The sequence below is a fragment of the Solihabitans fulvus genome (assembly GCF_008386585.1).
Classification (GTDB): Bacteria; Actinomycetota; Actinomycetes; order Mycobacteriales; family Pseudonocardiaceae; genus Solihabitans; species Solihabitans fulvus.
In genome coordinates this window covers 22,473-42,581 of record NZ_VUOB01000021.1, presented here as the reverse complement: position 1 = coordinate 42,581, position 20,109 = coordinate 22,473, and the positions used below count along the sequence as shown (strand labels likewise).

Here is a 20,109-nt window from a genome sequence, read left to right as displayed (position 1 = left end):
GGGAAAAGTGGATGCGGCCGGGGAGGATCTCGAATGGACCGGATCAACCAACTGCTCGATGCTGCCGAGACGCGATCGAGCGATCTGGCTGCGACGATCTCCGCGATAGGGTTCGACTCCGTCGCGGAACTACTGTTCCAGGAGATCCGGTTCAGGGCACGCATCGACGAGGTCGCCGGCGCGGGTTACGCGGACACGACGCTGGTCCTCGTGCACGAGGGGCACAAGGCCGAGTTCACCGTGCCGGCGGCGCCGGACGGCGGCCCCGGCGGCGACCTTCCCTCGGTGGTCATCACCCAGGAGGTCGGGGAGATCGTGCGCTCGCTGTACGGCCCGCGTGACCTGGTCTCGGCCGCGACCCGCACCGTGCGCTGGCCAGGAGCCGAAGTGGCGCAACGGGAACTGGCGCGAAACCCGCTGCCGGACCGCTGGGCTGGCCCGCCCCAGCGGATCCTCGACGTGCTCGACCGCCGCGACCAGCTCGACCTCGGCAGGCTCGCCGCCTACTACGGCACCGACAAGTGGGGGCCGCTGCACCAGTATACGCGCCGGTACGAACAGCACCTCAGCCCATGGCGGGACCGGCGGGTCACGATCCTGGAGATCGGCGTCGGCGGCTACGACGACCCGCAGGACGGCGGCGAGTCGCTGCGGATGTGGAAGCACTACTTCCCGCGAGCCATCGTCTGCGGCGTCGACATCGTGGACAAGCGGGCGTTGGCCGAGCCTCGCATGCCGATCTTCCAGGCGGACCAGTCCGACCGGGACTCGCTGCTCGCGGTCATCGACGAAATCGGCAGACCGGACGTCATCATCGATGACGGCAGCCACATCAGCGCGCACGTGATCGCGTCGTTCGAGGCGCTGTTCCCGTATCTGCGGCACGACGGTCTCTATTTCGTCGAGGACCTCCAGACCGCGTTGTGGCCCTTCATCTTTGGCGGCAACGAGGACGATCTGACCAGCCAGGACCACACGTTCGGATTCCTCAAGCAACTGGTCGACGGGCTGCACTACGAGGAGTTCATGGGAGACTCCAGGGCCGCCGCGCCGACCGACCGCGAGGTGACGGCGTTGCACGTCTACCACAACCTCGCGGTGATCGAGAAGGGCACGAACGCCGAGGGTAGCCCCGGCGCGGACGCCTTCCGGACCCTGATGAACAGCCAGTCGCGGGACGACACCGCCTAGGCGGACTGACGAACGCGGTTCCGATGGTCCCGCCGTGTCCGGCTGGTCTCGAGCACGGTTCGCAGAATGAGGAGTCCATGCGCATTCTCTTTTCCAGCCTCGGCAGCCACGGCCACGTCTACCCCCTCATTCCGCTCGCCCGCGCCGCGCGGGCCGCCGGGCACGAGGTTCGGTGGGCCACCGCCGAGGTCATGCACCCCTCGCTCGCGCTGGCGGGCATCGAGGCCGTGCCGGCCGGGCTGAGCATCATGGAGGCGGTGGGGCGCGTCGTTGGCGGTCGCGCGCCGACGGAGCTCACCGAGGAGGACCGGGGCCGGGTCTCCGAGACCGTGTTCGGTTCCGTGCTGCCGAAGGCGTTCGCCGCCGACGTCGTCCGGATCATCGACGAGTTCACCCCGGAGCTGATGGTCACCGAGGTGGGCAACGTCGGGGCGACCTCGGCGGCGGCCGGCGCCGGCGTGCCCGAGATCCGGCACGGGTTCGGCCGAGCGTCCACGGAGTTCGCGCACGAGGTCGCCGGGTTGGTGGACACCGTGACCGCCGAGCTGGGCACGGAGTTCGCGCGCACCGGCTACCGCTACGTGGACGTCTGCCCGCTTTCCCTGCAGAACACGGAGTTCCTGGACACCGTGCGGCGTGTCGCGTTGCGGCCGGTGCCCTATGCGGAGCCGGGAGAGCTGCCGGCGATCGTCACCGGGACGGGCGCGCCGCTGGTGTACCTGACGCTGGGCACGTCGTTCGGCAACCCCGAGGTGCTGCGCGAGGCGATCGCTGGATTGTCCACTGTGGACGCACGAGTGTTGGTCGCCGCGGGACCGCAGGTCGACGTGCGGGCCCTTGGTAGCGTGCCGTCGACCGTGCAGGTGTTGCCGTGGGTGCCGCAGGCGAGCGTGTTGCCGCACCTCGACCTGGTCGTGCACCACGGCGGCAGCGGCACGACGCTCGGCGCCTTCGGTGCCAGCGTGCCGCAGATCCTTGTCCCGCAAGGAGCGGATCAGTTCCAGAACGCCGAGCTGGTGCTGTCGGTCGGCGCGGGGACCCGCCTGCTTCCCGAGGAGTTCGACGCCAGCGCGCTGGCCGCCGAAGTGCGGAACGTCCTCGCCGAGCCGTCCTATCGCAAGGCCTCGGGAACCATCGCGGCGGAGATCGCCGCCATGCCCTCGCCCGCTGAGGTCGCCGCGCGGTTACCGGAATTCGTCGACTGAGCAATCAATCCGCCGAGTCGCCTCGGAGCGCCGCGAACCTCGGTTCGCGGCGCCCCTTTTTCGGTTGACCGATCCGTCCCGAGCGCCCGACATAGCCACATTTCATCGCTATTTGAGGTCGGGTTGTGAGCGTTCAGAGATCGCCGTTGAGGGGAGTGCGGACATGCTCGACCAGATGCCACCCGCGACCACGTTGGCCGCCGCCGCGAAGAAGGTCGCCGATCTCGCGGCCGAGCACGCGGCCGAGGCGGACACGCGGCGACGGCTGACGCCGGAGGTCGCCTCGGCACTGGTGTCCGCCGGATTCGCGCGCCACGGCGTGCCTGCGGCGTTCGGCGGCGCGGGCTCGTCGTTCCCCGACCTGCTGCACGCGTTGATCACGGTCGGCGGCGGCTGCGCCTCGGCCTCGTGGTGCGGGCTCTCGCTCGCCGCGTCCGGGCGGATCGCCGCCTTCCTGCCCCGGCGGGGACAGCAGGAGATCTGGCGGGACAGCCCGGACGTGCCGATCGCCGCGGCCCTGCCGCCGGCCGGCACCGCAACGCGGGTGGACGGCGGCTGGGAGCTGACCGGCCGGTGGGCGTTCGTCAGCGCGATCGACTTCGCCGAGTGGGTGCTGGTCTGCGTGCCGGCGGACGGTCTGCCGATCTTCTGCGCCGTGCCGAGGCGCGACCTCGCCGTCGAGGACACCTGGTTTACCGTCGGCATGCGCGGCACCGGCAGCCGCACCGTCGTGCTGGACCGCGCCGTCGTGCCGGACCACCTGACCTGCGCCCAGACCGCCGTCGTCGCGGGGTGCAACGACCACCTAGCCGACCCGGCCTACCGGGTGTCCGTGCTCGGCTCGATGCCGCCGCTGTTCGCGGCGCCCGCGCTCGGCGCGGCCCTCGGCGCGCTCCCGGTGTGGGCGGACGTGGTGGGGCGCAAGAGCAGGGACGGCCGGCCGGAGCCGCGCTACCAGCAGGTGCTTGCGCAGACCGCCGCCGAGCTGGACTCGGCCAGGCTGCTGGTCGAGCGGGCCTGCGAGACCGCGGGCGGGCTGCCAAGCGAGGCCGACATCGCCCGCACCGCGCGGGACGCGTCGATGGCCGCCGAGCTGACCAGGGTCGCGATCGAGCGGCTGTTCTCCACCGGTGGCACCGCGATGCAGGTCGAGGGTCACCCGGTCGGCCGCGCCTGGCGGGACGTGCACTGCGCCGTGGCGCACACCCTGCTCAAGGTCGACGTGAGCAGCGCGCATTTCGCCAAGCTCGCCTGGCCCGCCAGCTAGTTCTTCCGCCCAGATCTTGGCGGACACAGCTCACCTCGTTCGAGGTCAACACATTTCGCCCAACCAACGGAGGAGAACAACGTGACTGGGGAACAGGCGAGCACTCAGGCCGGGCCGGCCGAGGAGCTGCACTCGATCCTGATGGCGCACTACCGATTCCAGTTCCTGAGCGCCGGTTTCGAGTCGGGGCTGTTCGAGGCGCTGGCCAAGCAGCCGGGCATGACGAAGGCGGAGATCGGGGCGAAGCTGGGGCTGGCGGAACAGCCGACCCGCGTCCTCCTGCTCGGCCTCACCGCGTTCGGCCTGACCAGCAAGGCGGGCGACGCATACCGGAACACCGCCGTGGTGACGCCGCTCACCGGGGACAACGACCCGATCGCGGCCGCGCTGGTGCCCTACCACCAGCACATCACCTACAAGACCATGGGCTGGTTCTGGGAGTCGTTGAAGGCCAACACCAACGTCGGCCTCAAGAAGGTGTTCGGCGACGAGTCGACCACGCTCTACGAGCGGATCGCCGCCGACCCGACGCTGGAGTCCGCGTTCCACAACGCGATGGGCGCGTTCAGCGCGATGTCGTCCACCGAGCTGGTGAAGACACTGGACTTCTCGTCCTACACGCACGTGCTCGACATCGGCGGCGGCCGGGCGATCAACGCGACGAACATCGCGCGCCGCTGGCCGCACCTGCGCATCACCATTCTCGACCTGCCGACGGTCGCGAAGACCGCCAACGAACGCCTCGTCGCAGCCGGGCTCGACGACCGGGTGAAGGCCGTCGGTCTCGACGCGTTCAGCGACGAGTTCCCGACCGGGGCCGACTGCGTGCTGTTCTCACACTTCCTGGAGATCTGGTCGGAGGAGCGGATTCGCAAGCTGCTCCAGAAGGCGTCGCGGGCGGTCGGCGACGGCGCCGGGATCTTCGTCGTCACGCCGTTGCAGGACGACGACGAGACCGGTCCGCAGCACGCCGCCGAGCTGTCCGCGTACTTCCATGCCGTGGCCTCCGGCGAGGGCATGGTCTACACGCCGAGGGAGTACGAGGAGTGGATGTCCGAGGCGGGTTTCCGGCCGGCCGGCCGCACCCCCGTCGGTGAGCTGATCAACCACATCGCGATCTCCGGCGTCAAAGGGGGTGCGTGAGTGGAGACCGGCGTCGCGCCCATCCCGCTCGACCTGACCGGCGCCGACATCCACGCCGAGGCGGCCAGGCTCCGCGCGCGCGGCCCGGTGACGCCGGTGCTGTTGCCCGGCGACGTGCGGGCCTGGTCGGTCACCGGCCACGCGGCGGCCAGGGCGCTGCTGGCCGACTCCAGGGTGTCCAAGGACCCGCGCAAGCACTGGCCCGCCTTCGCCAACGGCGAGATCGGCGGGGACTGGCCGTTGATCGACTGGTTGTCGGACAACATGACCACCGCGCACGGCGTCGACCACACCAGGCTGCGCAAGCTGGCCGCCAAGGCGTTCACCCCGCGCAGGGTGGCGGAGATGCGCCCGAGGGTCGAGCGGATCACCAACGCGCTGTTGGACGGGTTGGCGGCGACGCCGCCCGGCGCGGTGGTCGACCTGAAGTCCTTGTACGGCACGCCGTTGCCGGCGCAGGTGATCTGCGAGCTGTTCGGCGTGCCAGAGGAGGACCGGGATGCGGTGCTGCGCGGCGGCGAGGCGAACACCGACACCCGGCTGTCCGCGGAGCAGGCCAGGCGCAACATCGAGCAGTGGCAGCGGGCGATCGGCGAGTTGGTCAAGGCCAAGCGCCGAACGCCGGGCGACGACCTGACCAGCGCGCTGGTCGGGGCGCAGGAGGACGGTTCCGCGCTGACCGACTCGGAGCTGCTCGGCACGCTCAACCTGATCCTCAGCGCGGGCTCGGGGACGGTGACCAACCTGCTCTGCGGCGTGGTCGTCGCCCTGCTCACCCATCCCGACCAGTACGAGCTGGTGCGCACCGGACGACGGACCTGGCAGGACGTGGTCGACGAGGTGCTGCGGGTGGAGTCGCCCATCGCGCAGCTGCCGTTCCGGTTCGCGATCGAGGACCTCGAACTCGGCGGCGTCGTCATTCCGCGGGGCGAACCCATCCTGGTCGGCTACGCGGCCGTCGGGCGGGACCCCGAGGTGCACGGCGCGGACGCCGGGCGGTTCGACATCACCAGGGCGAACAAGGAGCACCTGTCGTTCGGGCACGGCGCGCACTTCTGCGTCGGCGCGCAGCTCGCGCAGCTCGAGGCGAGCATCGCGATGCCGGCGCTGTTCGAGCGGTTCCCGGACCTGCGGTTGGCCGTCGACGTCGCCGAGCTGGAACCACGTGGGTCGTTCATCATGAACGCCCACGCCACCCTGCCCGTGCGCCTGACCGGGGTCTCCTCGTGACGGGGCTGGCCGGCAAGGTGGCGTTGGTGACCGGCGCGTCGCGGGGGATCGGCCGGGCCATCGCCGGCCGGCTGGCCGCCGACGGCGCGCTGGTCGCGGTGCACTACGGCAGCAACGAGCAGGCGGCGAAGGAGACGGTCGGGGCGATCGAGGCCGAGGGCGGCAGGGCGTTCGCCGTGCCGGCCGAACTCGGTGTCGACGGCGACGTGGACACGCTGGTCGCCGGGTTGACCGAGGGCCTGACCGAGCACACCGGCGCGGCGCGGTTCGACATCCTGGTCAACAACGCCGCGACGGTCAGCTTCAGCCCGCTCGACGCGCTCACCGAGGACGAGTTCGACCGGATCTTCGCGATCAACACCAAGGCGCCGCTGTTCCTGGTCAAGCGGACGCTGCCGATGCTGCGGGACGGCGGGCGGATCATCACCATCTCGACGCTGGCGACCAGAACGGCCCCGCCAGCGGTCGGCTACGTGATGAGCAAGGGCGCCATCGACGTGATGAGCCGGACCCTGGCGGTCGAGCTGGGCGGCAGGGGCATCACGGTGAACGCGGTCGCGCCCGGTGTCGTCCTCACCGACGTGTTCGCCGCGTTGCGCGAGGACCCGAAGGCCCAGGCCGCGCTGGCCGGCTCGGCCGCGCTCGGCCGGGTGGGCCGACCGGACGACATCGCGGACGCGGTCGCCATCCTCGCCTCGGAGGAGGCGCGGTGGATCACCGGGCAGGTCATCGACGTCACCGGTGGGCTTTCCCTTCGGCCGCGAACCTTCGGTTAGATCTCCGCACAGGACATGGCGGCGGCGGTGCACCGCCGCCGCACTTGTCAAGCGGCTTGACAGCTGCTCTGGAACCAGTAACGTGAAGACAAAATAACCTCACGATATTAGGTGATCAACTGTGTGGCGACGAGAGTTGGCGATTGCCGAAGTCTATTGCTAGACACGTGAAGAGGAGCGGGGTTCATGTCACTGGGGGATGAAGATCGACTGGTGCTTGTCGGTGGGGCGACGGGCAACCAGGGTTCTGTCGTCGCGCGCGAACTGTTGGCGAACGGGTTCGGCGTGCGCGCGTTGACCAGGGATCCCGCCAAGCCGGCCGCGCGCGAACTGGCGGCACTCGGCGCGGAGATCGTGATCGGCGACTACGACGACCCCGCGTCTCTGCGCAAAGCTGCGGACGGCGTGTACGGAGTCTTCTCCGTGCAGAACTTCATGGCCGGCGTGGATGTCGAGATCCGGCACGGCAAGGCGTTCGCCGAGGCGGCGAAGGACGCTGGTGTGGCCCATTTCGTCTACAGCTCGGCCGCGTCGTCGAACCGGGCGACCGGAATCTCCTTCCACGACAGCAAGCACGAGATAGAAGAACACATTCACGGGCTCGGCCTGCCCTATACGGTGTTCCGTCCGGTCTTCTTCATGAAGAACTGGCACGAGGTGGCCGGGCCCGCGCTGTCCGGCGTCCTGCCATGGCCGCTTGATCCGGAGAAGCCCCTGCAACAGATCGCGATCGCGGACGTCGCCGCGTTCGCCGTGCTGGCGTTCGGAGACCCGGACCGGTGGCTCGGCCAGGCCGTCGACCTCGCGGGGGACGAGCTGACCCTGCCGCAGGTCGCAGACGTGATCGGTCGGGTCACCGGTCGTTCGGTGCGGTACGAGCAGGTTTCCTGGGAGGACTTCTTCGCGGTGATCGCCGGCGCGACCGGCCTGGATTTCGACGAGAACTTCATCCGCATGTTCCGTTGGTTCAACGACGTCGGCTACCAGGCCGATATCCCCGCGCTGCGGGCGGCGCATCCGGGGATGCTGGACCTGGAGGGTTTTCTGCGTTTGGACGGCTGGGGGGAGAAGACGTGACCAAACGCGGAGGCGGAATTGGCTGTTAGGATGCTTCTGGGGGTTGTGTTCAATGGTGAATTCGTCTTCCGGAATGCTCGTGTCCATGGTTGAGATATGCGCATGTTCGGAGAGGTGAATGGATATTCGAGTTCTTGGGCCGCTGAGGATCTCCTGCGCTGACATGGAGGTGGTGCCGACCGCACGGAAACCGCGTCAGCTTCTCGCACTGCTCCTGCTCAACTACTCGCGGGTCGTGCCGATGGGCATGTTGATAGACGAACTGTGGGACGGGCACGCGCCGAAAACGGCCCTCGCGGCCGTGCAGACCTATGTCTTCCATCTGCGCAAGAAGCTGGCCGAGGTCACCGGCGAGAGTATGGACACCGTCGGCAACGAGATATTACGCACCGCGCGAAACGGCTACGAGGTCGTCGCCGAACTCGGGTGTTTTGACCTGCGGGTCTTTCATCGGCTGGAACGGGCGGGAATGGCGGTCATGGCCGAAGGCGACCTGCACACGGCGGCGCAGAACTTCCGCGAGGCACTGTCGCTCTGGCGCGGTCCCGCCTTGGCCGACGTCGCCGCAGGGCCGGGCATCCGCGCCGAGGTGGCCGGGCTCGAGCAGTCGAGGGCGACGATGCTGGACCACCGCATCGAGCTGGAGCTGCGGCTCGGTCTGCACCGGGAGATCCTCAGCGAGCTGGCGGTCCTGGTGTCGCACGACCGGTTTCACGAGGACCGGCGAGCGCAGTTCATCATCGCGCTGTACCGCTCTGGCTACCGCGTCCGCGCGCTGGAGGCGTTCCACCAGTTGCGCAAGGACATGATCACCGAGTTCGGCGTGGAACCGTCGCCCAAGCTGCACCAGTACTACCAGGCGGTGCTCACGTCCGACCCGGCGCTGGACCGGATGCCGGTGCTGCCACTGCCGAGGTCGTCGGAGCTGCCGGTGCTGCCCGCCGTGGCGGGATCCTTCTAGGGCTTTGCTGAGGTGTTGGCTGCGGAGCCCGGCCTGTCGGTCCACCAGGCGCGGGGCTCCCCCCAACACGGCTCGGCACAACACCGCCACGCACAACACCTCCAGGCCACACCGCCGGCCGGCGCACCGGTGCGGCGCGTCGGTGCGGGACCGTCACACGCAGACGCCGTTCACGGCGGCCGTGTCGGCGACCTGGATGGCCTGCCGCAGCCTGGCGATCGAGGCGGACGGCGCCATGCCGAGCTCGTCGAGCATGTTCCGCCGCAACTCGTCGAACACCTTCAGGGCCTGCGCCCGGTACCCCGACCGGTACAGGGCGAGCATGTACCGGGCGTGCAGCCGTTCGTGGTGAGGATGCCGGACGACGAGCCTGGCCAGGTCGCTCAGGATCTCGCGATGCCGGTCCAGCTCCAGCTGTGTGCCGAAGAACAGCGTCAGTGTGTCCAGTCTGGACTCGTCCAGCTCGGCCACCGCGGCGCGCAGCAGCCTGCCGTGCTCGACGTCCATCAGCGCGGGCCCGCGCCACAGGCCCAGCGCCTCGCTGAGCACCCGGCTCGCGTCCAGGGTGTCGCCGCTGTGCAGCAGCATCTGCGCCCTGTTGCGCAGGCGTTGGAACTCCGTCAGGTCGAAGGAGTTCCGGCAGATGTTGATCTGGTAGCCGCCGTCGCGGGTCTGGAGGAGACCGTGCGCGATCACGCCGGACGTCACACCGAGCTTGCTGGCGAACTCCTTGCGCAGATAGAAGATGTGGGTCTGGAGCGTGGTCATGGCGCGCTGCGGTGGCGTGTCGTCCCACAGCTCGGTGATCAGCGAGCTGGTCGACACCCGGTGCGGCTCGTTGAGCAGCAGCAGGGCCAGCAGTTGTCTGGGCTTCCCGGCGGTGTGGATCAACTCCTCGCCGTTGTCCCGGATTGACAGGGAACCCAACACGCGAAATTCCATGCTTCCCCCATAGTGCGCTGGTTCGACGGTGGTGCCCCGAGCGGCGGTCGCACCCACGGTCCCCCAGCTCCCGTGGCGCTCCTCGTGTTCCGGCGCGCTCGGCCGGCGTGCACCCCCTGACGGTTTCTGCTGACATCGGACAACCATTCGCCACCTGCATCGTCGCCGTGCCCCGGTGTCGACTTGGTGAGGTTGCGAGAAGTTCGGCCCAACGTCAGCGTCGCTTTGCCCTCATCGGTCGTACACCGCTGAGCGGGTGAGGGCTGTTCGGGTGTTGGTTCACGGAATCGGACGTGGTAGCCGCCGATCGAGGTATCCACTGTTTGATGATCATCATCCATGGTGCCGACCACGGTTCCGTAGGCCCACCTGGCGATGTCACCCGTGTTCAGCGACGCGTCGTGGCCGACACCGCCGCCGTCAATCTGTGTGTGCCGTGACCACGTACGCCCCCGTTCGTGTCAGCCGTTCGGCCCGGCGTGAATCTATCGAGCGAGGATGAAATCCCGATGACGCCAGGCTTTGCGGAGTCGAGCGCTCGCCTCGCGCAAGCGCGCCGTGTCGTGGTCTCCGCTGTTTCCGTGTCATTCTGGGAGATCGTCGCCGAATGCCTTTCGGTCGGGCGGTGATTGCGGCGCGGCGCGCGTCGTCGCGACGGACCATGCGCAACCGATGGTTGCGTGACGGGTGGAGGTCGGCTAGCGTGACGTGCAACCAAACGTTGCACTTGGAGGAACCGTGAAGGGCATGGAGTACGGCAGCATCGAACGGGAGATCCACGTCGACGCCTCGCCGGAGGTGGTCTTCGAGGTCGTCAGCAGCCCGGAGCACATCTCGGAATGGTGGGCCGACGACGCGAAGTTCGACCCGACCCCCGGCGCGGTCGGTGAGCTCGTCTGGGGCGACCGGGCGCACGTCGCCCCGATCGCCGTGGTGGCCGCCGAGCCTTCCCGACTGTTCTCCTTCCGCTGGTGCTACCCCGACGACGCGGTCGACGACTCCGCCAACTCGTTGCTGGTTACCTTCGAGCTCACCCCGTCGGGCGAGGGGACCACGGTTCGGCTCACCGAGACCGGGTTCCGGGAGATGGGCTGGGAGGCCGCGAAGCTGGAGGAGTGCTACCTCGATCACTCCTCCGGTTGGGACACGTTCGTGCCCCGGCTCGGCGAGTACGTCGCGCGGCTGGTGTCGACCTCGTGACCGCCGCCGTCGACGACGACCTGTGGTCCGCGGTCGGGGATCCAACCCGTCGGCGGATGCTCGACCTGCTCCTGGCCGACGGCGACGGCACGGCCACCAGCCTCAGCGAGCGGTTGCCCGTGACCCGGCAGGCCATCGCGAAACATCTCGGCGTGCTCGACCGCGTCGGCCTGGTGCACGTCACCTCTTCGGGGCGGGAGCGGAGATACCGGGTGGACGAGGCGCAGCTCGCTCGCGCGGTCGCGCAGCTGTCCTCGGTGGGGGCGGCCTGGGACGCGAGGCTCCGCCGGATCAAGCGGATCGCCGAGGCCATCGCGCTCAGGAAGGACCAGCGCGGCGCGCAGCAGTGACGTTCCCCGGGAGCGACGACGCCACCCCCACCGGCCGCAGCACTGCCGGTGGAGGTGGCGCCGTGCGTCGGCCGTGACCCGGGTGAACTTTCATCCAGATGTTCATGACATCGGGATGATCAGAGTATCGTTTCGGCCACCAGTGAGCTGAGGGGGCGCGATGGTCCGGCTGACCAGGGCACAACAGCAGGAACGCACCCAGGCCGCGGTGCTGGCCGCGGCGCGGGCCGAGTTTGCCGAGCACGGCTACGCCGACGCCAAGATCGACCGGATCGCGGAGCGGGCCGAGCTGACCCGTGGCGCGGTGTACTCGAACTTCCCCAGCAAGCGCGCGCTCTACCTGGCGGTCCTGCTCGACTCGCTGCCGCCCGCCGACACCGCCCCGGCCACTCCGGTGCCCGAGGGCCCGGCCGAGGCGCTCGGCGCGTTCGCGCGCACCTGGCTCGAACGGCTGCCCCTCACCGGCGACACGCCGGCAGGCGGGAACCTCCAGCTGCGTTCGCTGGCCGGGGTGTTCGACGACGAACCCGGCCGCACCGCGCTGGCGCAGGTGACCAGGCTGGAGGCGCTGCTGCTCGCGCTCGCGCTGGAGTCCTGCGGACCGCGCCTCCCTGCGCCGGTGCGGCGGGTGCGGCTGGCGGAACTGGTCGTCACGCTGTTGAGCGGCGCAGGCCACCTGGCCGAGCGGGCGGTCGGCTTCGGCGACCCCTTCGACGTGGTGCGCGCCTGCCAGCACCTCGCGGACCTCGACCTCGCCGACGCGTGGCACCCGCCGCACCTGCCCTATGTCGGCCCGGCACACGCCGTCCGCGAGGCCTGGCAGCCGCCCCAGGCGTTGACCGACCAGCTCACCGGTCGCCACGTCGGCCTCGACGCCGACGGCGTGATCGTCGTCCTCGGCACCGGTCGGCTGGCGGCGGCAGAGGAGGCCGTCCGCGCCGCCCGGCCCGGCGACCAGGTCACTGTGGTCGTGGTGACGGGCGATCCCGCCGAGCTCGGGCGTCTCGTGCGGCTGCGGATCGGCGACCTCGCCTGGTGCCTGCGCCGGGTGTTCGGCCAGGACACCGGGTCCCCTCGGCTCGTCCTCGATGACCGTGGCGCGGTCGCGGCGGCCTTCGGCGTTCGGGATGCCGAGGACACCGAGGCCGCGGTGCGCCTCCGGGCGGGCGAGATCGTCGCAAGGGCCAACGGGCGGGGAGCGGCGCACGCGGCGGCGACCGCGGGCGACACCACTGCCGGGCGATCCGGCGGGGCCACCCCGTGACGCGCGCCGACCCGCCTCACTCGACCCACGATCTGGTGGTGCTGCACACCCTTCGCTGCATCGGGTTCGCCGGCCTCGCCAGGGTCGCCGACGCGGCGGGACTGCCGTCACCCGACACCGAGTCCACGCTGATCGACCTCGCGGTGGCCGGCCTGGTCACGCACGTTCCCGGCGACTTCGGCGGGTGGGGCCTGACCGACGCAGGCCGCGCCGCCGACGCCGAGCTGATCGCCGACGAGCTGGACACCGCGGACGCTCGAACCGCAGTAACGGCGGCGTACGAGGAGTTCCTGGTGCTCAACCGCGAGCTGCTGGACCTCTGCACGGCGTGGCAGACGCGCCCCCGCGACGGCGGCGCGACCCGGCCCGGCCCCGCCGACCAGGCCAACGACGCCCTGATCCTGGACCTGTTCGCGGACTTCGACCGGCGCGCCGAGGTCGTCTGCGCGGAGCTGTCCGCCGCGGTGCCCCGGTTCCTGCGGTATCGGATCCGGCTCGCCGACGCGCTCGCGCGCGCCAGGTCCGGCGCGCTGGCCTACGTCACGGACAACACCGAGTCCTACCACACGGTCTGGTTCCAGCTCCACGAAGACCTGCTTGCCACCCTTGGCATTCCGCGACACTGAATCCGTGAAACCATGACCTGGATCTACCCGCTCTCGGCGGAGACCGAGCAGCCCGCGAGCGTCCTCGGCGGCAAGGCGCACGGCCTGGTTGTGTTGCGGCGCCTCGGGTTGCCGGTGCCGCCGGGGTTCGTCATCGGCACCGCGGCCTGCCGCGCCTTTCTGCGCGACGGACGACCTCCCGACGGCCTGGCGGCCGAGCTGGCGGCCGCCGTCGCCGATCTCGAGGCCGCCACGCGACGGCGACTCGGCGACCCCGACCGGCCGCTGGCGGTGTCGGTTCGCTCGGGCGCTTGTGTCTCGATGCCCGGCATGATGAACACCGTCCTCAATCTCGGCCTCACCGCCGAGGCCACGGCGGGGTTGGCGGCCGAGACCGGCGACCCGTCGTTCGCCCTCGACGCGCGCCTGCGGTTCCTGTCCGGCTTCGCCGCCGTGGCCATCGGCCTCGCTCCCGAATCACTGGAAGCCTTGGTACGCAGGGAAATCGAGCACGCCGATGGGGAGGTGGCCGGTCTCCTCGCGGCGATTCGCGGCGTCGAGAACCTCATCCGCGCACGAACGGGCGAGCCGGTCCCCGACGACGCGACGCGGCAGCTGGACCTCGCCGTCACGGCGGTGTTCTCGTCGTGGCACACACCGCGCGCCACCACCTATCGCCGACTCCACGGCATCCCGCACGAGCTCGGCACCGCCGTCACCGTGCAGGCCATGGTCTTCGGGAACCGCGACGACCGCAGCGGCACCGGGGTCGCGTTCAGCCGCGATCCCAACACCGGCGCGCGCGGCCCGTTCGGCGAGGTCGTGTTCGGCGGCCAGGGCGGCGACGTCGTCTCCGGCAGGTCGCCGACGCGGCCACTGTCCGAACTGGCCGAACGGGAACCGGCGGTGTGGGCCGGCCTGCTGGACGCCCTTGGCCGCGTCGAGGGCCACTACCGCGACGCGTGCCACGTGGAGTTCACCTTCGAGGCAGGCGAGTTGTGGCTCCTCCAGGTGCGGTCCGGCGGCCTGGCCGGGCGCGCCGCCGTCCGCGTCGCCGTGGACCTGGCCGACGAGGGCGTGCTTGATCGCCGCGAGGCGCTGCTTCGGGTGTCGCCCGCGCAGCTCCGGCACGCGCGCACGCCGAGGCTGGTGAACCCGGACGCGGCCGACCTCCTCGCGCGAGGCGTCGGCGCCAGCCCTGGTGTTGCGGTCGGCAGGGTGGCGACCACGGCGGACGCCGCGGTCCGGATGGCCGCCGAGGGCCCGGTCATCCTGGTGCGCCCGCACACCTCCCCGCTGGACCTGCACGGCCTGGCCGCCGCCGAGGGGGTCGTCACCGCCCTCGGCGGCCCGACCAGCCACGCCGCCGTCGTCGCGCGCGCTCTGGGCAAACCGGCCGTCGTGGGAGCCTCGGGCCTCACGGTCGCTACCGGCTCCGTGCTGGCCGGCGGACGCGTCATCCGGGAGGGCACGCTCATCGCGATCGACGGGACCAGCGGTCACGTCGTCCTCGGCAACCCCCGCATCGCGTCGGCCGGCACGGATCCCCGCCTGCGCCGACTGCTCGACTGGGCCGACGAGGCGTCCGGCGACGGCTCGGACCGCGCCGACGCGGAACGCCTCGACGCGGCCCACGCCGCGCTTCGTTAGGGCAGAGCTGGACGATCCCGCGCAGCTCAGCCAGACATCGGCGCCCTGTCCCGGCTGATCACGTCGAGCAGCCGCTTCGCCGCCACCGCCGCGCCGTCGGTGCGGATCGTGCCGGCCACCGCGGTCGCCCGCGTGCGGGTGTCGGGGTCCAGGGCCGTTGCGAGCGCCTCCGACAGGGACTCGACGGTCGGCTCCGGATCGAGGTGCGCCGCGCCGATGCCCAACTCGACCACCCGCCCGGCCCAGTACGGCTGGTCCGCGATCCGGGGGATCACCACCTGGGGCGCGCCCGCCATGGCGGCGGTCGTTGTGGTGCCCGCGCCGCCGTGGTGCACGACGGCGGCCACCCTGCGGAACAGCGCCTGCTGGTTGACCTCGCCGACGACGAAGCAGTCGTCGGCGTCGTCGATCGAGGCCAGGCCGGCCCAACCCCGGGCGAGCAGGACGCGCCCGCCCCGCGCGCGGACCGCCTCGGTGGCCACCCTCGCGATGTCCTTCGGGGCGTGCGAGGCCATGCTGCCGAAGCCCACGTACACCGGTGGTGTGCCGGCGTCCAGGAACGCCACCAGGTCGTCCGGGAGCGGGCGGTTGTCGGGCAGGATCCACGCGCCGGTCTGCACGACGTCGAGGTTCGTCATGCCCTGCGACGGACACAGCGTCGCGTCCGCCGCCAGCCACGGCTGGTCGGTGAAGACGTAGTCGCGGACGTTGTCCACCGGTGCCAGGCCGATCGCCGCCCGGTGGCTGTTGAGCGGCTCGCCGTACAGCGCGTTCACGCGCTGGGCGTCCTGCTCCCACAGCACCGTCAGGTCGGTCTCGTCCTGCGGGGACGGCGTGCCCGGCCGCTGGCCCGGCCGGAAGTGCCGCGACGGCAGTCCGTAGATCTGGAAGCAGGCGTACACGTAGGGGATGCCCAGCTTCTCGGCCACGTCCCGCGCGCCGGCCGGCATCAGGCCGGTCGTCAGCAGCGCGTCGCATCCCTGCGCCGCCTCGGTGAACGTGTCGAACCGCGCGGCGACCAACTCGGGCGCGAGCCGGAAACCGTCCTTCCCCGTCGGTGGTTTCGCGCCGGAGACCACCGAGCGCACCGACGGGCCGAGCGGCACCAACGGCACGCCGGCACGGTCGAGCAGCGCCGCGAAGTCCTCGTCCGGCGGCGCGCACACCCGCGCCTCCGCGCCGAGTTCCCGCAATGCCACCGCGAGACCAACCAGCGGTTCGACATCTCCGCGCGATCCCCAACTCGTCAACAACACACGCACTTCGCGACTCCGTTTCCGCAGGTACAGGCTTCGGCCGCCGAATTCTGCTGCCCACCCCGGGTCTTGCCGCAAGCCCCCCGGTGCGCTATAAGTTGAAGGGGGCGGGGAAATACGTGACTTCTTGCCGTTCTTGCTGCCCCATTATTTCTGCGTCGTTTCGGCGTGCCCCTTGAGCCGCCGCCTGATCCGCGCCATCGACTCGGCGACGCCGCGCGCCGGACGTGGGCCGCCATCGCGGCCCGAGCGATCATCGGTGCTTCATGACAGTTGAACTGGATCTTCACAACTGTCGGGAAACCTGATCCGTATGACAATCCGAAACCGTGGCGTGGCCGGCATCGTCGGCGTCGCGGCGCTGCTCGCGCTGGCCGGCTGTTCCACCACCGAACCCCCACCCGCCAAGGTCGCCACGCTCCAGACCTCGGGCGCGACCGACGCGCCGTCCTCCGCGCAGTCCTCGGCGGCACGGCCGTCGAACGCGGACGCCGACCGCCCCAGGTACCGGCTGGATATGACCGGGGCCGACCGCGACCGAATGCTCGAACCCTGGACCAAGTGCATGGCCGACCACGGTGTCAAACCGCCGTCGGGCACCGGCGTGACCGACCCCGGCAGTGGCGCCGACAAGTCCAGCCCCGCCGCGGCCGCCTGCATGTCGAAGTACCCGCTGCCGCCGTGGGAGTACGACAAGAACAACCCCGAGTCGATGGACTTCGTGCACAAGATGGTGCTGTGCCTGCGGCAGAAGGGTGTCAAGGAGGTCACCGAGGACGCAGCGAACAACACGACCGGGCGCAACGGGTTCGCGTTGGGCGGTCCCAACAACGACTCCGAGTCGGTCTCCAAGGGGCTCGCCATGGCGCCGGTGTGTGAGAAGGAGCTTTCCACCGGCGGAACCCGTTGACACAGCACGAGGATGTCGATGACGCGCCCAGGGCGCACCGCAGGAGACGGCTGGTGTCCTGGCTGGTTCTGCTCGTGGTCGTCGGCGCGGCGGGTGTGGTGGGCTACGGCCTGCTGACCCGGCCGGCGCAGGCGCCGGCCTCCGCCGGCCCGGCCGCCCCGCAGACGGTCGCGGTCACCAAGACCGACCTGGCCAACACCACCACCATCAACGGGACCCTCGGCTACGCCACCGCGACCCCGTTCACCGGGCGGAAGGCCGGCACGATCACCTGGCTGCCCTCGGCGGGAACCGTGGTCGACCAGGGCCAGAAACTGTACACAGTGGACGCCAAGCCGGTCACGCTGTTCTTCGGCGACACCCCGCTGTACCGCAAGGTGGACACCGAGGGCATGGCAGGGCCGGACGTCAAGGAGATCGCGGCGAACCTGCGCGCGCTCGGCTACACGGGCGTCGGCAACGGCGAGAAGTTCACCTCGGGCACGGCCGCCGCCGTGAAACGCTGGCAGAAGTCCATCGGCGTCGACGAGACCGGCGCGATCGACGTCGGCGACCTGGCAGTGCTGCCGGCCAAGGTCCGGGTCGAGTCGGTGCGCGCCCAGCTTGGCGGCCCGGCCGCCGCGGAGCTGCTGGCGCTGACCGGCACCGGCAGGGCGGTCACCGCGCAGGTGGACACCGCGCAGATCGATCTCGTCAAGCAGGGCACCAAGGTGACGCTCCAACTGCCGGACGGCAAGCAGACCGCCGGCACGGTCGACGCCGTCGGGGCCGCCCGAGGCGGCAGCCAGGCCGGAGCGCCGCCCGGCGACTCGACGCAGCCGCCGAAGGTCGCCGTCACCATCGCGATCGACGACCAGAACGCCGCCGGCCAACTGGACTCGGGCCCGGTGCAGGTGCGGCTGGCCGCCGAGACCAAACAGGGCGTGCTCGCGGTGCCGGTGACCGCGCTGATCGCCTTGCAGGAGGGCGGTTACGCCGTGCAGGTCGTCACCGGCACCACGACGACCACGGTGGCGGTGCACACCGGGATGTTCGCCAGCGGCCTCGTCGAGGTCAGCGGACCCGGTGTGCGCGAGGGCATGCGGGTGGTGACCACCTCGTGACCCCGGTCCTCGCGATCCGCGACGCCAGCAAGGTCTATCCCGGCGGGGTGCGCGCCCTTGACGGCGTCTCGCTGACAATCGAGGCCGGCGAGCTGCTGGCCATCATCGGCCCGTCCGGCTCGGGCAAGTCCACGCTGCTGCACCTGATGGGCACGCTGGACAAGCCGACCAACGGCACCGTGGAGATCGCCGGCCACGACGTCGCCACGCTGCCGGACCGCAGGCTGTCCGCGCTGCGTGGCCGCCAGATCGGCTTTGTGTTCCAACAGTTCCACCTCACCGAGGGGCTGTCCGCCGAGGAGAACGTCGCGACCGGACTGCTCTACGCCGGCGTGCCGCGTCGCCGCAGGCGACCGATGGCGGTCGAGGCGCTGGAACGGGTCGGGCTCGGCCACCGCGTCGAACACCTGCCGCAGCAGCTTTCCGGCGGGGAGAAGCAGCGGGTGGCGATCGCCAGGGCATTGGTCAACCGGCCAGCCCTGGTGCTGGCCGACGAGCCGACCGGGGCGCTGGACACCGCCAACGGCGAGGCCGTGCTCGATCTGTTGGTGGAGCTGAACAACGCCGGCACGACGATCGCGATCATCACGCACGACAGGGAGATCGCGGCCGGGCTGCCGCGCAGGGTGGAGATCCGCGACGGACGGATCCTGTCGGACACGGGAACCGCACGGGGAGACCGCACATGAGGAACGTCGACTCGCTGGCCAAGCCGGTGCGCCTCGGACCGGTCGACCTGGTGCTGTTGGGGCTGCTCGGCGTCCGCACCAGGCCGATGCGGGCGGTCCTGTCGGCGTTGGGCATCTCCATCGGCATCGCCACGATGATCGTGGTCGTCGGGATTCCCGCGTCCAGCCAACGCGCCCTCGACGATCAACTGTCCACGTTGGGCACCAACCTGTTGCGGGCCGAGGCGGTGCTCAACCCGATGACCCAGAAGCTGCCGGAGGTGCCCGAGGCGGCGGCGCAGATGGCCGCGCGGATCGGCCCGGTCGAACTGACCAGCGCGGTCGGCAACACGCACGTCCCGATCAGCCGTTCCGACCGGATCCCCGCCGGCGAGGGCTCCGGGTTGACCGTGCTGGCCAGCCGCCTGACGCTGCTCCCCACGATCGGCGCGCGCGTGCACTCCGGCACGTTCCTCAACCAGGCCAACGAATCCTTCCCGACCGTCGTGCTCGGCGACAAGGCGGCGACGCGGCTGGGGATCACCGAGCTGCGGCCGGGCGAACCGAACCCGCAGGTGTGGATCGGCGCGCAGTGGTTCACCGTCGTCGGGGTGCTCGACCCGATCCCGCTCGCGCCGGACGTGGAGCGTTCGGTGCTGGTCGGCTGGGAGACCGCGCGCGCCAAGCTGGGGTTCGACGGGCACCCCACCGTCGTGTTCATCCGGTCGCAGGAGGCGGCGATCGAGAACGTCCGTTCGGTGCTGGCGGCCACGATCTTCCCGGCCAATCCGGCCGAGATCCAGGTCAGTCGGCCGTCGGATGCGTTGGCGGCCAAGCGGATCAGCCAGAGCACGTTCTCCGGCCTGTTCCTCGGGCTCGCCGGGGTCGCGCTGTTGGTCGGTGGCGTCGGCGTGGCCAACACGATGGTGATCTCCGTGCTGGAACGCAAGCGGGAGATCGGGTTGCGGCGGGCGTTGGGCGGCAACCGGCGTCAGGTCAGGGGACAGTTCATCGCCGAGTCCGTCGCGCTCTGCCTGCTCGGCGGCCTGGCCGGCGCCGGGCTCGGCACGCTGGGCACCGCGGGATATGCGGTGTCCCGCGACTGGCCGACGGTGATCCCGCTGACCACCGTGCTCGGCGGGGTCGGCGCGGCCATCGCGATCGGCGTGCTCGCCGGCGTGTACCCGGCGATCCGGGCGTCCCGCCTCACGCCGACCGAGGCGCTCGCGGCCCCCTGATCCGCTCCGGCGTGGCGGCGATGACCGCCGCCACGCCGGAACAGGGCAGCCGACCACGCAGCCGCTCGCGAGC

19 protein-coding genes are annotated in these 20,109 nt (G+C 70.7%); 17 read left to right on the top strand and 2 right to left on the bottom strand.

The features are described 5' to 3' along the window. The first annotated feature begins 33 nt into the window (after positions 1 to 33). From F0L68_RS11805 to F0L68_RS11770, 8 genes are all read left to right on the top strand, one after another. Positions 34 to 1,191 (top strand): class I SAM-dependent methyltransferase, encoded by a 1,158-nt coding sequence (locus F0L68_RS11805; protein WP_149849563.1) that lies wholly within the window; start codon positions 34 to 36, stop codon positions 1,189 to 1,191. A 77-nt stretch (positions 1,192 to 1,268) separates the two neighbouring features. Beyond that, positions 1,269 to 2,396 carry a glycosyltransferase gene (locus tag F0L68_RS11800; protein ID WP_149849562.1) on the top strand — a complete coding sequence of 376 codons (1,128 nt, stop codon included), beginning with the start codon at positions 1,269 to 1,271 and terminating at the stop codon, positions 2,394 to 2,396. Positions 2,397 to 2,559: 163 nt separating this feature from the next. Continuing rightward, positions 2,560 to 3,663, top strand: a complete 1,104-nt coding sequence (locus tag F0L68_RS11795; RefSeq protein WP_149849561.1) for an acyl-CoA dehydrogenase family protein — start codon at positions 2,560 to 2,562, stop codon at positions 3,661 to 3,663. A gap of 81 nt (positions 3,664 to 3,744) precedes the next feature. Continuing rightward, positions 3,745 to 4,806 (top strand): methyltransferase, encoded by a 1,062-nt coding sequence (locus F0L68_RS11790; protein ID WP_223198716.1) that lies wholly within the window; start codon positions 3,745 to 3,747, stop codon positions 4,804 to 4,806. Next, positions 4,807 to 6,036, top strand: coding sequence for a cytochrome P450 family protein (locus tag F0L68_RS11785; RefSeq protein WP_223198715.1), 1,230 nt, complete (start codon positions 4,807 to 4,809; stop codon positions 6,034 to 6,036). After that, positions 6,033 to 6,812 (top strand): SDR family oxidoreductase, encoded by a 780-nt coding sequence (locus tag F0L68_RS11780; protein ID WP_149849560.1) that lies wholly within the window; start codon positions 6,033 to 6,035, stop codon positions 6,810 to 6,812. The genes F0L68_RS11785 and F0L68_RS11780 overlap by 4 nt, the downstream gene beginning before the upstream one ends. Positions 6,813 to 6,998: 186 nt before the next feature. Next, the gene (locus F0L68_RS11775) at positions 6,999 to 7,889 is read left to right on the top strand and encodes an NmrA/HSCARG family protein (RefSeq protein ID WP_149849559.1); all 891 of its coding nucleotides are present in this window, start codon (positions 6,999 to 7,001) and stop codon (positions 7,887 to 7,889) included. Between the two features lie 118 nt (positions 7,890 to 8,007). Then, entirely contained in the window at positions 8,008 to 8,850 is an 843-nt protein-coding gene (locus tag F0L68_RS11770; RefSeq protein ID WP_149849558.1) for an AfsR/SARP family transcriptional regulator, read from the top strand. A 153-nt stretch (positions 8,851 to 9,003) separates the two neighbouring features. On the opposite strand, the gene F0L68_RS11765 is transcribed toward F0L68_RS11770, so the two are convergent. After that, the gene (locus F0L68_RS11765; protein ID WP_188316520.1) at positions 9,004 to 9,792 is read right to left on the bottom strand and encodes an AfsR/SARP family transcriptional regulator; all 789 of its coding nucleotides are present in this window, start codon (positions 9,790 to 9,792) and stop codon (positions 9,004 to 9,006) included. 747 nt (positions 9,793 to 10,539) lie between these two features. Here F0L68_RS11765 and F0L68_RS11760 point away from each other — a divergent pair. The 5 genes from F0L68_RS11760 (at position 10,540) to F0L68_RS11740 (ending at position 14,861) form a co-directional block, all read left to right on the top strand. Beyond that, positions 10,540 to 10,992 carry an SRPBCC family protein gene (locus F0L68_RS11760; protein ID WP_149849721.1) on the top strand — a complete coding sequence of 151 codons (453 nt, stop codon included), beginning with the start codon at positions 10,540 to 10,542 and terminating at the stop codon, positions 10,990 to 10,992. Continuing rightward, positions 10,989 to 11,342, top strand: a complete 354-nt coding sequence (locus F0L68_RS11755) for an ArsR/SmtB family transcription factor (protein WP_149849556.1) — start codon at positions 10,989 to 10,991, stop codon at positions 11,340 to 11,342. The genes F0L68_RS11760 and F0L68_RS11755 overlap by 4 nt, the downstream gene beginning before the upstream one ends. 160 nt (positions 11,343 to 11,502) lie before the next feature. Beyond that, positions 11,503 to 12,606: a TetR/AcrR family transcriptional regulator gene (locus tag F0L68_RS11750; protein WP_149849555.1), complete on the top strand. Its 1,104-nt coding sequence runs from the start codon at positions 11,503 to 11,505 to the stop codon at positions 12,604 to 12,606. 38 nt (positions 12,607 to 12,644) lie between these two features. Continuing rightward, entirely contained in the window at positions 12,645 to 13,232 is a 588-nt protein-coding gene (locus tag F0L68_RS11745; RefSeq protein ID WP_223198714.1) for a transcriptional regulator, read from the top strand. Between the two features lie 12 nt (positions 13,233 to 13,244). Then, positions 13,245 to 14,861, top strand: a complete 1,617-nt coding sequence (locus F0L68_RS11740; protein ID WP_149849553.1) for a pyruvate, phosphate dikinase — start codon at positions 13,245 to 13,247, stop codon at positions 14,859 to 14,861. 26 nt (positions 14,862 to 14,887) lie between these two features. Here F0L68_RS11740 and F0L68_RS11735 read toward each other — a convergent pair whose 3' ends face one another. Next, positions 14,888 to 16,123: a glycosyltransferase gene (locus tag F0L68_RS11735; RefSeq protein WP_149849552.1), complete on the bottom strand. Its 1,236-nt coding sequence runs from the start codon at positions 16,121 to 16,123 to the stop codon at positions 14,888 to 14,890. A gap of 307 nt (positions 16,124 to 16,430) precedes the next feature. Here F0L68_RS11735 and F0L68_RS11730 point away from each other — a divergent pair, with 307 nt between their 5' ends. Genes F0L68_RS11730 through F0L68_RS11715 form a run of 4 tightly spaced genes read left to right on the top strand, consistent with a single transcriptional unit; the run spans position 16,431 to position 20,036 of the window. Further along, on the top strand, positions 16,431 to 17,027 hold the full coding sequence (locus F0L68_RS11730) for a hypothetical protein (protein ID WP_149849551.1): 597 nt from the start codon (positions 16,431 to 16,433) through the stop codon (positions 17,025 to 17,027). 53 nt (positions 17,028 to 17,080) lie between these two features. Then, positions 17,081 to 18,130, top strand: coding sequence for a peptidoglycan-binding protein (locus F0L68_RS11725; protein WP_223198713.1), 1,050 nt, complete (start codon positions 17,081 to 17,083; stop codon positions 18,128 to 18,130). Continuing rightward, positions 18,127 to 18,819 (top strand): ABC transporter ATP-binding protein, encoded by a 693-nt coding sequence (locus F0L68_RS11720; RefSeq protein WP_149849549.1) that lies wholly within the window; start codon positions 18,127 to 18,129, stop codon positions 18,817 to 18,819. The genes F0L68_RS11725 and F0L68_RS11720 overlap by 4 nt, the downstream gene beginning before the upstream one ends. Then, entirely contained in the window at positions 18,816 to 20,036 is a 1,221-nt protein-coding gene (locus tag F0L68_RS11715) for an ABC transporter permease (RefSeq protein WP_149849548.1), read from the top strand. Before F0L68_RS11720 ends, F0L68_RS11715 begins: the two co-directional genes overlap by 4 nt. Positions 20,037 to 20,109 lie beyond the last annotated feature (73 nt).

Coding starts and splice junctions, on each gene's coding strand:
- F0L68_RS11805 (WP_149849563.1), top strand. CDS start 34: ATGGACCGGATCAACCAACTGCTCGATGCTGCCGAGACGCGATCGAGC.
- F0L68_RS11770 (WP_149849558.1), top strand. CDS start 8,008: ATGGATATTCGAGTTCTTGGGCCGCTGAGGATCTCCTGCGCTGACATG.
- F0L68_RS11740 (WP_149849553.1), top strand. CDS start 13,245: ATGACCTGGATCTACCCGCTCTCGGCGGAGACCGAGCAGCCCGCGAGC.
- F0L68_RS11760 (WP_149849721.1), top strand. CDS start 10,540: ATGGAGTACGGCAGCATCGAACGGGAGATCCACGTCGACGCCTCGCCG.
- F0L68_RS11715 (WP_149849548.1), top strand. CDS start 18,816: ATGAGGAACGTCGACTCGCTGGCCAAGCCGGTGCGCCTCGGACCGGTC.
- F0L68_RS11775 (WP_149849559.1), top strand. CDS start 6,999: ATGTCACTGGGGGATGAAGATCGACTGGTGCTTGTCGGTGGGGCGACG.
- F0L68_RS11765 (WP_188316520.1), bottom strand. CDS start 9,792: ATGGAATTTCGCGTGTTGGGTTCCCTGTCAATCCGGGACAACGGCGAG.
- F0L68_RS11750 (WP_149849555.1), top strand. CDS start 11,503: ATGGTCCGGCTGACCAGGGCACAACAGCAGGAACGCACCCAGGCCGCG.
- F0L68_RS11730 (WP_149849551.1), top strand. CDS start 16,431: ATGACAATCCGAAACCGTGGCGTGGCCGGCATCGTCGGCGTCGCGGCG.
- F0L68_RS11795 (WP_149849561.1), top strand. CDS start 2,560: ATGCTCGACCAGATGCCACCCGCGACCACGTTGGCCGCCGCCGCGAAG.
- F0L68_RS11800 (WP_149849562.1), top strand. CDS start 1,269: ATGCGCATTCTCTTTTCCAGCCTCGGCAGCCACGGCCACGTCTACCCC.